The following is a 15,906-nucleotide window of genomic DNA, read 5'->3' as shown; positions in this document are numbered from 1 at the left end:
TCAGGCGCCCGATGCTTCGAGTCGAACGGTGACGGCCTTCGACACCGGCGTGTTCGACTTGGCCGCAACGTGTTCGAGGGGAACGAGCGGATTCGTCTCCGGGTAGTACGCCGCAGCATTGCCGCGCGGGGTGTCGTAGGAGACGATGCGGAATTCCGTGACCCGACGCTCTTCGAGTGTGCCGTCGGGTGTTGTCCACTCGGACACGATGTCGACGAGATCGCCGTCACGGAATCCGAGCGCGGTGATGTCTTCGGCGTTGACGAGGATGACTTTGCGTCCGCCCTTGATGCCGCGGTATCTGTCGTCGAGGCCGTAGATCGTGGTGTTGTACTGGTCGTGGCTGCGCATCGTCTGCAGAATCAGGCGCCCACTCGGAGTGGGTATCCAGTGCAGGTCGTTCACTCCGAAGTTGGCTTTGCCGGTGTGCGTGCGGAACTCACGCGAGTCACGCGGCGGGTGGGGGAGTTGGAATCCGTCTGGCTCTCGAACGCGGGAGTTGTAGTTTTCGCAGCCTGGCACTACCCGTGAGATGGAATCGCGGATCAGGTCGTAGTTGCCCTCGAAGGCCGACCAGCGGACGGAGTGATCGTTGCCGAGTAGTTCGCGGGCGAGTTGGCAGATGATGGCGACTTCGCTACGCAGGTAGGGGCTGACCGGTGTGAGGCGTCCGCGCGACAGGTGCACCATGGACATCGAATCCTCCACGGAGACAAGCTGCTTTCCGCCGGCTTGGACGTCGAGGTCGGTGCGTCCGAGGGTGGGGAGGATGATCGCGGTCTGCCCGTGGACCACGTGACTGCGGTTCAGCTTGGTGGACACCTGCACGGTGAGTTCGCATTGACGCAACGCTGTTTCGGTCGCTGCGGTGTCCGGGCTTGCCTGGATGAAGTTGCCGCCCATCGCCATGAAGAAGCTTGCCTTGCCTGCGTTCATGGCGCGGATCGCGTCGACGGTGTCCCATCCGTGCTTGCGGGGACTCGAGATCGAGAACTCGGTATCGAGCGCGGCCAGGAACTCTTCCGGCATCTTTTCCCAGATGCCCATCGTGCGGTCACCCTGGACATTGGAGTGTCCTCGCACCGGACAAACGCCGGCACCGGGTTTGCCCATCATTCCACGCATGAGCAGCAGGTTGACTGCTTCTTCGATGGTGGCGACTCCGTGTGTGTGCTGAGTGATCCCCATGGCCCAGCAGGTGACGGTTCGCTCGGATCGGGCAAGTGCGGCAGCCGTTTCCTCGAGCTGTGCCATCGACAGACCCGTTGCCTCGAGTACCGTGTCGAGATCGACCGCGCGGATGTGCTTCTCGTATTCGTCCCAACCGGCGCAGTACCGGTCGACGAAAGCGCGGTCGACGACCGTCCCGGGAGCGCGATCTTCCTGCTCGAGCAGCAGCTTCCCCAGGCCTTGGAACAGCGCCATGTCGCCGCCCAGCCGGATCTGCAGGAACTCGTCCGCGATGTCGACTCCGTGCCCGATCACGCCGGACACCTTCTGTGGATCCTTGAACCTGCGCAATCCCGCCTCGGGCAGAGGATTGATGGCAATGATCTTGGCGCCGTTGCTCTTTGCCTTCTCCAGCGTCGAGAGCATTCGAGGGTGGTTGGTGCCGGGGTTCTGTCCGGCGATGAGAATGAGATCGGCGTTCTCGAGGTCGGGAACCGTCACCGAGCCTTTGCCGATGCCGATGGATTCGGTCAGTGCGCTTCCGGACGACTCGTGACACATGTTGGAACAGTCGGGCATGTTGTTGGTGCCGTAGCTGCGAATCATCACCTGGTAGAGAAACGCGGCTTCGTTGGACGTGCGACCGGAGGTGTAGAACACCGCTTCGTCCGGCGATGCGAGGCCGTTCAGATGTTCGGCGATCAGTGCGTACGCGCCGTCCCAGTCGATCGGCCGGTAATGGGTTGCTCCCGGCGTCAGGACCATCGGGTGCGTCAGTCGCCCCTGCTGTCCGAGCCAGTAGTCGGTCTTGCCTTCGAGATCGGCGATCGAGTGCTCCGCGAAGAATTCGGGTGTGACGGTGCGAAGCGTTGCTTCCTCGGCAACAGCCTTCGCTCCGTTCTCGCAGAATTCGGCGGGCTTGCGATGTCCGGGAGTCTCCGGCCACGCACACCCCGGGCAGTCGAAGCCGTGTCGCTGGTTGAGTCTGGTGAGCGTTCGGGCGGTCCGCAAGGCTCCCATCTGCTCGATTCCTCGTTGCAGCGACACCAGAACGGCCGGAACTCCGGCGGCGTAGTCCTTGGGGTGCGTGACTTCGAGATCCGATTCGTCGATGTCCTTCGAGGGGCCCTGGCGCGTCATGTCTCCATAGTGGCCCGAACGGCGCGGTACTGCCATCGAATGGGCCGGTCGAACTAGCCGGAATGAAGCTTTCATCGGCTAGCCTTACCTACCGAACCAGCAGACTTTAAGGGGTAGGAACATGGATCGAACGGACGCAGGTCGGCTGACCCGGCGCGGATTTCTGATCGGCACGTCGGGAGCGTTGCTGGCATTCGCCGCGGCCTGCTCCAGTTCGAACGACGAGGACACACCTCCCAGCGGTGACTCTGCGGAATCGATCACCCACAAGTTCGGGGCTACGGAGTTGCCCAAGGATCCGCAGCGGATCGTCAGTGTCGGATACAACGATCAAGATGCGATCCTGGCGCTCGGTGGGACCTTGGTCGGAACCTTCGACTGGTACGGCGATTACCCCTACGGCGTGTGGCCCTGGGCGCAGCCGCTGCTGAACGGGGCGACTCCCGAGATCATCGGAACCGCGGGCACCACCATTCAGATGGAGAAGGTCGCTGCCACGACACCCGACCTGATTGTCGGCACCTACTCCGGGCTCACTCAGGCGCAATACGACAAACTCAGTGCCATTGCACCGACGGTGGCGCAGCCCAAGGAGTTCGCGGATTACGGAATCCCCTGGCAGAACCAGACGACCATCATCGGCGAAGCGTTGGGGCAGCAGGGTAAGGCCACCGAGCTGATCGCCGGCGTCGACCAGAAGTTCGCCGACGTGAAGACGGCCAATCCGGCGTTTGCCGGCAAGACCGTTCTGGTCGGCGCGTTGAAGGGGCCGGGGCAGTTCGGGGTCTACGGACCGGAAGACCCGAAGGTGCGGTTCTTCACCGAACTCGGATTCGTGAATCCGCCTGTCACCGATCAGATCACGGGTAACTTCGCCGAGATCAGCACCGAGCAACTCTCGCTCGCGGACGTCGACGTACTCGTCTGGTACGCCGGTGGCGGCTACGGCGACAAGCTTCGCGCGGAGCTGGACAAGACCCCGATCTACCAGGAACTCGACGTCGTGAAGGACGGCCGCGCGATCATTCTGGAAGACGCTGCTGCCGAAGCCATGACGTGGAGCACCGTACTGAGCTTGCCGTACGCGCTCGAACAGATTCCGCCGCGGATTGCGGGCTTGCTCGTCTGATCGGTTCAAGGGCAGCGCTGTTCAAAGTCCAGTGATTCGGACAGTCGGCGGTACTCTCGCCTCATGGGTGTACACGTACGGCCGGCTGTCCGATCCGATATTCCGGCACTGTCGGCAGTGTTGGCCGAGGCGTTCGAAGATGATCCCTTGATGGCGTGGATGTTGCCGGACGAGGCCACCAGGGCTGATCGCCTGACGAAACTGTTTGCCGCAGAAGCTCGTTACCACCACCTCGCCGGGGGCGGCGTCGAGGTGGCCACCGACGACAACGGCCTGATCGGCGGGGCAACTCTGTGGGATCCGCCGGGGCGGTGGAAGCAGTCGTGGATTTCCGGGCTCGTGAGCCTGCCCGCAATGGTGCGTGTCTTCGGCAGGGGCCTACGACACGCGGCCGAGGTCAGCTCCGTTCTCGAAGGAGCACACCCGAATTCGCCGCACTGGTATCTCGCGACCGTCGGGACCGGCAGCGCGGCGCGCGGTGGGGGATACGGCAAAGCGCTGCTGAACTCTCGGTTGGAGCGTTGTGACCGTCAACATGTCGACGCTTACCTCGAGAGCAGCAAGGAATCGAACATCCCGTACTACAACCGCTTCGGTTTCGAAGTGACCCGTGACATCGTCATGCCAGGCGGCGGGCCGACGATCTACGCAATGATGCGTCAACCGCGGGGCGCGTGATACGAACTAGTGGTGACCCAGATTCCCGAGCTCCACGCAGGCACACCGTTCGACGAACTCGACGACTACATCGCTCTGGCCAGGTTGTCCGGCCTGGTGTTGTCACCTGACGGCTCGCTGCTGATCTGCGCGCGCGCCGTTCTCGACGACAAGAGCGCCGAATACGTGTCCTCGTTGTGGGAGATCGACCCGGAAGGCCGGCGTCCTGCGCGTCGGTTGACCTGGGGTTCGACCAGCGAGTCCGGTGCTGCCTTCGCGTTCGACGGCGACGTGCTCTTCACTGCCACGCGAGCCGTGCCGGGCGAGAGTGATCCGCAACCAGCACTCTGGCGCCTACCAGCGGCGGGCGGAGAAGCTCAGCTGCTGATCTCGCGTCCCGGTGGTGTCTCGTCGGTATCAGCGGCGAAGGCGGCGCCGACGTTCGTGGCCCAGACGTCGGTCATGGCTTCGGCGATCAGCCTCGACCAGGACGATCAGGTGCGATCGGCGCGCAAGGACAAGAAAGTCACGGCGATGCTGCACACCGGTTATCCGGTGCGCCACTGGGGCCACGACCTGGGCCCCGATCATCCGCATCTGGTTGTGGCCGAGACGGATTCGAAGGAATCCGTCGAGTTGCGGGACATCACACCGACGGCAGGCGCAGCGCTGCGGGAGACGTCGACCACGATTTCCGACGACGGTCTCTTCGTCGTGACCACGTGGACTGTCGGCGATGCGAGTGCCGCCCGCCGATCGACGTTGGTTCGGATCGACACGGTGACCGGTGACCGAGTCACGCTTGTCGACGAGGCCGACGCGGACGTCTACAACCCGGTGCTCTCGCCGGACGGAACCAAGCTCGCGTTCATCCGGGAGACACTCACCACACCGGAGTCCGCACCACGAATGACTCTGCAGCTCTACGACTTCGGATCCGGTGCCGTGACCGGCGTCGCCGACGGCTGGGATCGCTGGCCTACCTCACTTGCCTGGCTACCCGACGGATCCGGGCTGGTCGTCACCGCTGACGACGGCGGCCGCGGTCCGATCTTCACCATCGACCTGTGGGGCCAACCAGTACGCCTGACAGCCGACGACGCGGCGTACACCGACCTTCGAGTGGCGCCGGACGGTGAGTCGATCTACGCGTTGCGAGCCTCGTACGAAGCGCCCCCGCACGTGGTGCGGGTCGATCTGCGATCAGGTGAGATCACCGCACTTCGTGGGCCCGACACTTTGCCGGAGCTGCCGGGAACACTGACCGAGATCACCGCGCGTGCCGAGGACGGTTCGACGGTGCGTAGCTGGTTGGCGCTGCCGACGGGCGCCGCGCCGCATGCACCGGTGCCATTGCTTCTCTGGGTCCACGGCGGCCCACTCGGTTCGTGGAACACCTGGTCCTGGCGGTGGAATCCGTGGCTGCTCGTCGCCAAGGGCTATGCAGTACTGCTACCAGATCCCGCGCTCTCGACCGGATACGGCCAGGACTTCGTCCAGCGGGGGTGGGGTCAGTGGGGCAAGGCGCCCTTCACCGATCTGATGGCGATCACCGATGCTGCTGTCGCCCAGCCCGAGATCGACCCCAAGCGAACCGGCGCGATGGGTGGTTCGTTCGGTGGTTACATGGCCAACTGGATTGCCGGACATACCAACCGTTTCGACGCCATCGTCACCCACGCGAGTCTGTGGGCACTCGATCAATTCGGCCCGACGACGGACGCTGCCTGGTACTGGCAGCGCGAGATGTCGCCTGAGATGGCCGTCGAGAATTCGCCGCATCTGTACGTCGCGGACATCACGACTCCGATGCTGGTCATCCATGGCGACAAGGACTACCGGGTTCCGATCGGTGAGGGCTTGCGACTCTGGTACGAACTGCTTGCCGAGTCAGGTCTGCCCGCCGACGACGACGGGAAAACGGACCATCGCTTCCTCTACTTCCCCGACGAGAATCATTGGGTGCTCAAGCCGCAGCACACCAAGATCTGGTACGAGGTGGTCACCGCGTTCCTCTCCGAGCACGTTCTCGGCGAAGATGTCGCGCTACCGGAGATTCTGGGCTGAACCCGCGCGTGCCTCGTTCGGATGAAACACCGAACGAGGCACGAGCGTCTTCGCGTGGATCCGGACCGGAATCAGGCGCCGGGGCAACGAACGGTGTACGACCACTCGGTGTGGTCAGGGCCCGTGACGCGAACCAGAACGGACGAAGCCCCACCGGCGGGCACGTTGACGACAGCTGAACCAGTTCCCTCGTTGATGTTGTCGCCGATGTATCCGGTGCTGTGGATCAACCGACCTTCGTAGTACACCTCGATCAGGTCCGGGACGTTTTCGGTCTCGTAGCCGAGCACGAACGAGGTCGGGCCACCGCGGCCGAGTTCGTGCTTGGTGCTGGTGATTCCTGCGCCGCCCGAGACGGTCGAGGCGTCGCAGCGCTGCGTGGGCGCAAACGATCCGCCGCCGCCGCTGCCGCTGGCCAGGCCACTGAGAATGTCCCTGACGTTGCCACTGGCCAGGCCGTTGACGATGTCCGTCGCGCTGGTCGAGCCGGCGTTCAGGCCGCCGAGGACGTCGTTGAGGTTCCCGGTGGCGATCCCGCCGACGATGTCACCCACGCTGCCGCTGGCGATGCCGTTTGCGATGTCGTTCCCGATATCGCCGACGCTTCCGTTGATCGTGGCGCTGCCACTGTCGATGCTTCCTTGCACACTTTCTTCGATGCCGGGGGCAGCGGACGCAGTCGCCGGAAGCACGAGGGCAACCGCCGCTCCGATCGTCGCGGCCGCCGCCAAGGTTCGAACGCCGGGACGGCGAGAACTCCAGTTGTTCAACATATTTGCTCCACGGGTAGTTGGTCGGTCGTCCTTCAGAGCGATCCTGTCAGCCGAGCGGATCGGTGAATATCGTTTGTTCGGCTGACCCCGGACCGCGGGGCAGTCGTTCGTGTGCGCCGCGGCGGCCGACGGGCGAATTCGTTCACGACGGGGGAGTCATTAGGATCAAGTGGTGACCAGTGCAGCTCCAGAGAACCCCCAGACCCCCGCCGACGCCCTACCCAAGAGCTGGGACCCCAGCGCGGTAGAGGCCGATCTGTATCAAGGCTGGGTAGACGCCGGGTACTTCCAGGCCGACGCGACCAGCGACAAGCCCGGCTACTCCATCGTGCTGCCGCCCCCGAACGTCACCGGCAGCCTGCACATGGGCCATGCCCTGGATCACACCCTCATGGACGTGCTCAGCCGTCGCAAGCGGATGCAGGGCTACGAGGTGCTGTGGCTGCCAGGCATGGACCACGCCGGTATCGCCACGCAGTCCGTCGTCGAGAAGCAACTCGCTGCCGACGGAAAGACCAAGGAAGATTTCGGCCGCGAGCTGTTCATCGACAAGGTCTGGGACTGGAAGCGCGAATCCGGTGGAACCATCGGTGGCCAGATGCGGCGCATCGGTGACGGCGTCGACTGGAGTCGTGATCGTTTCACGATGGACGAGGGCCTCTCCCGCGCCGTCCAGACCGTCTTCAAGCGCATGTTCGACGAGGGCCTGATCTACCGCGCCGAGCGTCTCGTGAACTGGTCGCCGGTGCTGCAGACCGCGATCTCCGACATCGAGGTGAAGTTCGAGGACGTCGAGGGTGAGCTGGTTTCCCTGCGCTACGGCTCGCTCGACGACAACGAGCCGCACGTCATCGTCGCGACCACTCGCGTCGAGACGATGCTCGGTGACACCGCAGTAGCGGTCCATCCCGAGGACGAGCGCTACAAGCACCTCATCGGCACCACTCTCGATCATCCGTTCACCGGGCGTCAGATCCCGATCATCGCCGACGACTACGTCGACCCCGAGTTCGGAACCGGCGCTGTGAAGATCACGCCGGCTCACGATCCCAACGACTTCGAGATGGGCCTGCGGCACAACCTGCCGATGCCCACAATCATGGACAAGACCGGCAAGATTGCCGACACCGGAACCGAATTCGACGGAATGGACCGCTTCGAGGCTCGCGTCAAGGTTCGCGAAGCTCTCGCCGAGCAGGGACGCGTCGTCGCCGAGAAGCGCCCGTACCTGCACAGCGTCGGGCACTCCGAGCGCAGTGGCGAGGCCATCGAGCCTCGTCTCTCGTTGCAGTGGTGGGTCAAGGTCGAGACGCTCGCCAAGGCTGCGGGTGACGCGGTTCGCAACGGGGACACCGTCATTCACCCGGCGAGCCAGGAGCCACGCTGGTTCGACTGGGTCGACAACATGCATGACTGGTGCATTTCCCGTCAGCTCTGGTGGGGTCACCGCATTCCGGTCTGGTACGGCCCCGAGGGTGAAGTTGCGTGCTTCGGTCCTGACGAAACGGCGCCGGAAGGCTGGGTCCAGGATCCCGACGTCCTCGATACCTGGTTCTCCTCCGGACTGTGGCCCTTCTCGACGATGGGCTGGCCGGACAATACGCCCGAACTCGAAAAGTTCTATCCCACCAGCGTTCTCGTCACCGGCTACGACATCCTGTTCTTCTGGGTCGCCCGCATGATGATGTTCGGCACCTACGTGTCCGAGGACGAGTCGATCACCGCCGGTCCGGGTAAGTCCGGCGCGCAGATGCCGTTCAAGGACGTGTTCCTGCACGGACTGGTCCGCGATCAGTACGGCAAGAAGATGTCGAAGTCTCGCGGCAACGGTATCGACCCACTCGACTGGGTCGATCGTTTCGGCGCCGACGCCCTGCGATTCACACTTGCACGCGGCGCCAACCCGGGCAGCGACCTGTCCGTCGGTGAGGATTCGGCGCAGTCCTCGCGCAACTTCGCGACCAAGTTGTTCAACGCGACCAAGTTCGCTCTGATGAACGGCGCTGCTCCCGCGCCGTTGCCCGCTCGAAGCGAACTGACCGACGCCGATCGTTGGATCCTCGACCGTCTCGACACGGTCCAGGCCGAGGCGGACGCCGCATTCGATCGCTACGAGTTCAGCAAGGCGTGCGAAGGCCTGTTCCACTTCGCGTGGGACGAGGTCTGTGACTGGTACCTCGAACTCGCCAAGGTGCAGTTCGCCGCCGACGAGGCCGTCGCCGCGAACACCCGCGCCGTGCTCGGCAACGTTCTCGATGCACTGCTCCGCCTCCTGCACCCGGTCATTCCGTTCGTGACCGAAACCCTGTGGAAGGTGCTCACCGGCGGCGAGTCCGTCGTCGTCGCCGAATGGCCCACGTTGTCCGGTGAGGCAGTCGACGCCCAGGCCGCAACCAGGATCGAAGACACGCAGAAGCTGATCACCGAGGTGCGACGATTCCGAAACGATCAGGGACTCAAGCCTTCCCAGAAGGTCCCGGCTCGTGCGTCCGGGCTCTCGGAGGCCGGCATGGACGGCCAGTTCGCCTACGTGGCGGCGCTGGCCAAGCTGACCGAACCCGAAGAGGGATTCACCGCGTCGATCTCCGTCGAGGTGCGCCTGAGCCAGGGCACCGTCACTGTCGACATCGACACCTCGGGCACCATCGACCTCGGCGCGGAGAAGAAGCGGCTCGAAAAGGACCTCGCGGCAGCGCAGAAGGAGCTCGTCACCGCTGACAACAAGCTGGCGAACGAGGCCTTCCTGGCGAAGGCGCCCGACGCCGTCGTCGACAAGATCAAGACACGTCGCCAGATCGCCGTCGAAGAGATCGAGCGCATCACGGGACGTCTGAAGGAGTTGGCCGACAAGTGAGTTCGTACGAACCGTCCCAATTCGACGCTCAGAGTTCGGTTCCGACTCCGGTCGACATCGCCGAACTGGCGCTGGTGGAAGCAGAACTCGACAAGCGTTGGCCCGAGACCAAGATCGAGCCGTCACTGACTCGTATCGAGGCGCTCATGGATGTCCTGGGCTCGCCTCAGCACAACTATCCGTCGGTGCACGTCACGGGAACCAACGGTAAGACGTCGGTGACGCGCATGATCGATTCGTTGATGACGGCTCTGCATCGTCGCACCGGGCGAACCACCAGCCCTCATCTGCAGATCGCGACCGAGCGGATCAGCATCGACGGTCATCCGATCTCGCCGCGGCTCTACGTGGACACGTTCCGCGAGATCGAGCCGTACGTGCAGATGATCGACGCACAGTCGGAGGAAGCCGGGGGACCGGCGATGAGCAAGTTCGAAGTGCTCACCGCCATGGCCTATGCGGCCTTCGCGGAGGCGCCGGTCGACGTCGCCGTGGTCGAGGTCGGCCTCGGCGGACGCTGGGACGCCACCAACGTGATCGACGGGCAGGTTGCGGTGATCACCCCGATCAGCCTCGATCACGCCGAGTACCTGGGCACCGACCTGGCCGGGATCGCGGAGGAGAAGGCCGGGATCATCAAGAAGGGCCGCGAGGACCTGGTTCCGGTGGACACCGTCGCGATCATCGCCGAGCAGACTCCCGAAGTCATGGAGGTATTGCTGCGGCGTGCTGTCGAGGTGGAGGCCGCGGTCGCTCGTGAAGGCTCGGAGTTCAAGGTGCTTGCTCGCCAGATCGCGGTGGGCGGACAGCAGCTCGAACTTCAAGGCTTGAGCGGTGTGTACACCGACATCTTCCTCCCCCTTCACGGTGAGCATCAGGCGCGCAACGCCGCGCTCGCGCTCGCTGCCGTAGAAGCGTTCTTCGGTGCCGGTCCGGATCGACAACTGGATCAGGATGCAATCCGCAACGGGTTCGCCTCGGTCGTCAATCCCGGTCGCCTCGAACGTGTTCGGAGTGCGCCGACGGTCTTTCTCGACGCCGCCCACAATCCAGACGGTGCTCGCGCTCTCGCGGCCGCACTGGCCGCCGAGTTCGACTTCCGCAAGCTCGTGGGAGTGGTCAGCGTCATGGCGGACAAGGACGTCGACGCCATCTTGACTGCATTCGAATCCGTCTTCGACGAGATCGTCGTCACCCACAACGGGTCACCCCGGGCGATGGACGTGGAAGAACTGGCGAACATCGCCGTCGCGAAGTTCGGCGACGAGCGCGTCGTCGTTGCGCCGGTGCTTGCCGACGCCTTGGAAGTCGCGATCGAAATCGCCGAGCAGGTCGCCGAACCCGGTGAGGCCGTATCAGGGGCGGGTGTGGTGGTGACGGGATCCGTCGTGACCGCAGGCGCCGCCCGCACGCTGTTCGGAAAGGACCCCGCGTGAGTACCCCGTCAGATGCCAATCCCGAGTCCGGAGACCACGAGCCCGGAGACACTGCCGGCGAGTTCGGGCCGCCGACCAAGGACCCGTGGAAAAGCTTCCGCGGAGTGATGGCCGGAACCCTGATCCTCGAGGCGATCGTCGTGCTGCTGGCTTTGCCGGTTGTCGCGGTCGTCGGCGGAGGCCTCACCGCGGCCTCCGCGGGATTCATCATCGGGTTGGCGGTACTGATGATTCTGGGTGCGGGCATCCAGGGCAAGCCGTGGGCGATGGGGTTCAACGTCGCGCTGCAGGTGATTCTTCTGTTCGGTTTCTTCGTCCACCCGTCGATCGCCGGTGTGGCGATCACCTTCGGGATCGTCTGGGGATACCTCGTCTACCTGCAGAGAGACATCAAGCGCCGGATGGACAAGGGCCTGCTTCCCGGTCAGCGGGACTGACCATTTAGGCTGTCCGCTGTGACTGAGCGCACCCTCGTACTGATCAAGCCCGACGCCGTTGCCCGTGGATACGTAGGAGAAATCCTCAGCCGTATCGAGCGCAAAGGCCTGACAATTGCAGCACTCGACCTCCGCGTAGCTTCCGAAGAGGTGGCTGGTAGCCATTACGCAGAACACGCCGAGCGTCCGTTCTACCCGAGCTTGTTGGAGTTCATCACCTCCGGTCCGCTGGTGGCCGCAGTGCTCGAAGGCCCCCGAGCCATCGCTGCTTTCCGTCAGTTGGCCGGCGGAACCGACCCGGTCGACAAGGCTCTTCCGGGTACGATCCGCGGCGACTTCGGACTCGAAGCGCAGCAGAACCTCGTTCACGGCAGCGACTCCGTGGAGTCGGCAGAGCGTGAAATCGCTCTGTGGTTCCCCGCGCTGTCGTCCATCTGAATCTCCGATCGGGCCTCTGGCCCACATGAACGGGCCTTCGGCCCACATCTCCACAGCGAATTCTCGGCACGTATCCCACATCGGTGCGCCCTTTGCAGTTGCAGGCGCGTTGGTGTGGGATACTGCTTTCAGTTGAACCGCAATTTGTTTTACGCACGTTCAACCGGATGACACCTAGGTTCGATGCCCTTTCATCGCTGCTCCAGGTCAACAGGAAATCCCTGGACCTCTGCACGCTGGATGATCAGGCGCTCGCGCACAGGACAACGGCCATCCAGCCAGGCACTTCATGTGCTCGCAGTGAATAACGGGCATTGCGGACCATGCGGAGCGAGACCTTACAATCTCGTACTCACTTCTGAGTGCGAGTACACACAGCACGCTCCCGCGTGGCCGCGTGACAACTCGACTTCTGGGTTGGACGCGCCCGGGGGCTGAGGAGACTTACGTGGCCGATCAATCCCCAACCGAATCAGATTCCAGCACCACCCCGGAATTTCCCGACAAGATGCGCGTACACGCGCTGGCGAAGTTGCTCGGCGTCACCAGCAAGCAGGTCCTTGCCGAAGCCGCAGCGCTCGGTACCGAATTGCGCAGCGCGCAGTCGAGTCTCCACCGTGACGTCGCTCAGCGGATTCATGCCTCGTTGACTTCCGCGGCCGAGGCCATCGAGCCCGTCGTCGCCGAGCTCGACACCCTCATCGACCCGGTTGTCGAGGCGCCGGTTGCAGAAGCTCCCGTGGAGGCTGCTCCTGTTGCAGAGGCTCCGGCCGAGAAGCCTGTCAGGGCTCGTCGCACTCGCAAAAAGGTCGTCGTCGAAGAACCTGCAGCAGAAGAAACAGTGGATCCGGCTGTCGCCGAGATCAGCGCTGGACTCGACGCCGCAGCTGCGCTGCAGAGCAAGGAAGCCGAGCAGTCCGATCTGTTCACTTCCTTCGAGGCACCGCAGACACATCAGCCCGAGGTGGCACCTGCCGCGCCGCAGGTCCCTCTGTTCCTGCAGCCGGATCTCGAAGCCGCCGAGGTAGCTCCGCGTCGCCGTCGCGCACGCCGCGAGCCTGCTGCACCGGCGGTCGTCGAAGAGAAGCAGACAACCGCGGAAGCCGAGACCGTCGTTCCCGAGGCAGCGCCGGTTGCAGTTCCTGCCGTCGAAGAGCCGGCTGTGACCGCACCGCAAACCGAGGGCGAGAGCGCCGAGTCCGAGGACGAGGACGACGATCAGCCGCGTCGCCGTCGTCGTGGACGCCGTGGACGTGGACGTGGTCGCGGTGAACAGGGTGGCGAGCAGGGTTCGGACGAAGAGTCGGACACCGCTACCGAATCGGAGCAGGAATCTGCCCCTGCGGCAGTCGAGAAGCAAACCGACGACGCTGCCGGCGAAGAATCCGGTGAGAAGTCCGAGTCCACCGCTGATGCGGATTCCGAGAATGCCGACGATTCCGATCTCGATGCCGACGGATCGAGCCGCCGTCGCCGCCGTCGTCGTCGTCGCAAGACCGGCACCGACGGCGCCACCGACGCGACTGCGACGTCCGAGGACGATCCGCCGAACACCGTCGTTCACGAGCGCGAACCTCGCAACAAAACCCGCGTCAAGGACGAGGTCCAGGGCATCAGTGGTTCGACACGTCTGGAAGCGAAGCGTCAGCGTCGCCGCGACGGTCGTGACGCCGGCCGACGTCGCCCACCGATCCTGACCGAGTCGGAGTTCCTCGCGCGTCGTGAGGCCGTCGATCGCGTCATGGTCGTGCGCGATCGGGCAGACAGCGGTCAGCCGCATGCGACTACACAGGTAGCAGTCCTCGAAGACGGAGTGCTGGTCGAGCACTTCGTCACCAACTCGGCGTCCGCGTCGATGGTCGGCAACGTGTACCTCGGACGTGTCCAGAACGTGCTCCCCAGCATGGAAGCTGCGTTCATCGACATCGGACGTGGCCGCAACGGTGTTCTCTACGCCGGTGAGGTCAACTGGGAGGCTGCCGGTCTCGGTGGCAACTCGCGCAAGATCGAGCAGGCCCTCAAGCCGGGCGATCAGGTGCTCGTTCAGGTCAGCAAGGATCCGGTCGGTCACAAGGGTGCTCGACTGACCACACAGATTTCGCTTGCCGGTCGTTTCCTCGTCTACGTGCCCGGTGGTACGTCCACGGGTATCAGCCGCAAGCTTCCGGACACCGAGCGCAAGCGTCTCAAGGAAATCTTGCGCGACATCGTTCCCGCCGACGCCGGCGTGATCATTCGCACGGCGTCCGAGGGCGTCAGCGAAGAAGAGTTGGCGCGCGACGTGACTCGTCTGCAGGCTCAGTGGGCCGGCATCGAGGAGCAGGCTGCGGCTGCGGACACCGGTAAGTCCGGCAACCCGCAGGCGCTGTACGAAGAGCCTGACATGCTGGTCAAGGTCATTCGTGATCTGTTCAACGAGGACTTCTCCAAGCTGGTCATCGAGGGCGAGAAGGCGCACACGACGGTCGAGAACTACATCAACTCCGTTGCGCCCGACCTGCTTCCGCGGCTCGAGAAGTACACGCCGAACAACGGTATCGACGTCTTCGCGGCTCGCCGTATCGACGAGCAGTTGGCCAAGGCACTCGATCGCAAGGTGTGGCTGCCGTCCGGCGGCACCCTGGTGATCGACCGCACTGAGGCCATGACCGTCGTCGACGTCAACACCGGAAAGTTCACCGGAGCCGGCGGAAACCTCGAAGAGACCGTCACCCGTAACAACCTCGAAGCGGCCGAGGAGATCGTTCGCCAGATGCGCCTGCGGGACATCGGCGGAATGATCGTCGTCGACTTCATCGACATGGTTCTCGAATCGAACCGGGACCTGGTCCTGCGTCGGCTCACCGAATGCCTGGGTCGCGATCGCACGCGCCATCAGGTGTCGGAGGTCACGTCACTCGGGCTCGTGCAGATGACGCGCAAGAAGTTGGGCACCGGATTGGTCGAGGCCTTCTCGACCACCTGTGAGCACTGCCACGGCCGCGGCATCATCGTCCATTCCGAGCCCGTCGAGGTGAAGTCCTCGGACGACGGAGGATCGCGTTCGGGCTCGCAGCGCAGTGATTCCGGTACCTCGCGCAAGAACAAGCGTGGCCGCGGAGACAAGTCGGCTTCGACCGAGTCCAACGGACAGGAAGCTCCGGCGCCGGAGGTTCCGGCTGTCGACGCGACCGTCAAGCGGGCTCATCCGGTGGCATTGGCGATGGCCTCGCATCACCACGACGACGACGAGACCGTCGCGGCCGACTCGATCGAGTCTGATTCCGCCGGTACGTCTTCGGGGGACGATGCATCCAAAAGTGCCGATCGGCAACAGGATCGGCCGATCGATACTCCTGCTGCTTCTGAGCGCCATGACGTTTCTGTTGTGGACTCTGCTGCGGAAGAAGTATCCGCAGTGGACAACGAGTCGGCAGCACCTTCGACCGAAGCAGCTCCGCGAGGTCGTCGGCGTAGTCGCCGGGCGTCGCGGGCAGCGTCGGCACCGGTTGCCGAGGCAGCTCCCGAGGTGGGCACGGTCTTCGTGATTCCGACTCCGGAACCCGTGACAGAAGCGGTCGTGGAAAATGTTCCGGCTCCGGCCACCGAAGCTCCGGCTGAGGAAGAAGTTGTCGTCGTCAAGCGACCCCGTCGCAGGCGTGCAGCAGCACGTCCCGCAGGGCCTCCGGTAGACGGAGAGTAAGAACTACTGGATTTCGGTCGGTTGGATGACTTCGCGATGAGCGAGGACATCCAACCGTTATCCGAAGTTTCAGCTGGTAGAAGCAGTACAGAGTAGTAAGCACCACCCCTCGGCGGGGCGGTT

The 15,906-nt window shown here is 64.0% G+C and carries 10 protein-coding genes; 8 read left to right on the top strand and 2 right to left on the bottom strand.

The genetic code is table 11. The features are described from left to right. Window positions 1-2,310 carry an FdhF/YdeP family oxidoreductase gene (locus ABH939_RS24680; RefSeq protein WP_404650278.1) on the bottom strand — a complete coding sequence of 770 codons (2,310 nt, stop codon included), beginning with the start codon at window positions 2,308-2,310 and terminating at the stop codon, window positions 1-3. A 121-nt stretch (window positions 2,311-2,431) separates the two neighbouring features. Here ABH939_RS24680 and ABH939_RS24675 point away from each other — a divergent pair, with 121 nt between their 5' ends. From ABH939_RS24675 to ABH939_RS24665, 3 genes are all read left to right on the top strand, one after another. Beyond that, complete coding sequence (locus ABH939_RS24675; protein WP_030536639.1) at window positions 2,432-3,439, top strand: iron-siderophore ABC transporter substrate-binding protein; 1,008 nt, start codon at window positions 2,432-2,434, stop codon at window positions 3,437-3,439. Between the two features lie 63 nt (window positions 3,440-3,502). Beyond that, entirely contained in the window at window positions 3,503-4,117 is a 615-nt protein-coding gene (locus tag ABH939_RS24670; RefSeq protein ID WP_042450225.1) for a GNAT family N-acetyltransferase, read from the top strand. A 12-nt stretch (window positions 4,118-4,129) separates the two neighbouring features. Further along, window positions 4,130-6,163, top strand: coding sequence for a prolyl oligopeptidase family serine peptidase (locus tag ABH939_RS24665; protein WP_404650277.1), 2,034 nt, complete (start codon window positions 4,130-4,132; stop codon window positions 6,161-6,163). A 71-nt stretch (window positions 6,164-6,234) separates the two neighbouring features. On the opposite strand, the gene ABH939_RS24660 is transcribed toward ABH939_RS24665, so the two are convergent. Then, entirely contained in the window at window positions 6,235-6,936 is a 702-nt protein-coding gene (locus tag ABH939_RS24660; protein WP_019749074.1) for a hypothetical protein, read from the bottom strand. Between the two features lie 172 nt (window positions 6,937-7,108). Between ABH939_RS24660 and ABH939_RS24655 the strand changes: the two genes are divergently transcribed. The 5 genes from ABH939_RS24655 to ABH939_RS24635 all read left to right on the top strand — a co-directional run bounded on the left by ABH939_RS24655 (window position 7,109) and on the right by ABH939_RS24635 (window position 15,783). Further along, window positions 7,109-9,790: a valine--tRNA ligase gene (locus ABH939_RS24655; protein WP_039973213.1), complete on the top strand. Its 2,682-nt coding sequence runs from the start codon at window positions 7,109-7,111 to the stop codon at window positions 9,788-9,790. After that, complete coding sequence (locus ABH939_RS24650; RefSeq protein ID WP_007730993.1) at window positions 9,787-11,226, top strand: folylpolyglutamate synthase/dihydrofolate synthase family protein; 1,440 nt, start codon at window positions 9,787-9,789, stop codon at window positions 11,224-11,226. The genes ABH939_RS24655 and ABH939_RS24650 overlap by 4 nt, the downstream gene beginning before the upstream one ends. Then, window positions 11,223-11,663, top strand: coding sequence for a DUF4233 domain-containing protein (locus tag ABH939_RS24645; protein ID WP_003944448.1), 441 nt, complete (start codon window positions 11,223-11,225; stop codon window positions 11,661-11,663). Before ABH939_RS24650 ends, ABH939_RS24645 begins: the two co-directional genes overlap by 4 nt. Before the next feature lie 18 nt (window positions 11,664-11,681). Then, window positions 11,682-12,101 carry a nucleoside-diphosphate kinase gene (ndk, locus tag ABH939_RS24640; protein ID WP_003944527.1) on the top strand — a complete coding sequence of 140 codons (420 nt, stop codon included), beginning with the start codon at window positions 11,682-11,684 and terminating at the stop codon, window positions 12,099-12,101. A 448-nt stretch (window positions 12,102-12,549) separates the two neighbouring features. Beyond that, entirely contained in the window at window positions 12,550-15,783 is a 3,234-nt protein-coding gene (locus tag ABH939_RS24635) for a translation initiation factor IF-2 N-terminal domain-containing protein (protein WP_404650276.1), read from the top strand. Window positions 15,784-15,906: the final 123 nt, after the last annotated feature.

This window comes from Rhodococcus sp. 27YEA6, assembly GCF_044908235.1.
Classification (GTDB): domain Bacteria; phylum Actinomycetota; class Actinomycetes; order Mycobacteriales; family Mycobacteriaceae; genus Rhodococcus_F; species Rhodococcus_F qingshengii.
Note: the sequence above shows the minus strand (reverse complement) of the source record. Positions and strands in the feature narration are given on the sequence as shown.

Bases quoted from the DNA above. Each gene is read 5' to 3' on its own strand.
- ABH939_RS24660 (WP_019749074.1), bottom strand. From the start codon at position 6,936: ATGTTGAACAACTGGAGTTCTCGCCGTCCCGGCGTTCGAACCTTGGCG.
- ABH939_RS24670 (WP_042450225.1), top strand. From the start codon at position 3,503: ATGGGTGTACACGTACGGCCGGCTGTCCGATCCGATATTCCGGCACTG.
- ABH939_RS24675 (WP_030536639.1), top strand. From the start codon at position 2,432: ATGGATCGAACGGACGCAGGTCGGCTGACCCGGCGCGGATTTCTGATC.
- ABH939_RS24680 (WP_404650278.1), bottom strand. From the start codon at position 2,310: ATGACGCGCCAGGGCCCCTCGAAGGACATCGACGAATCGGATCTCGAA.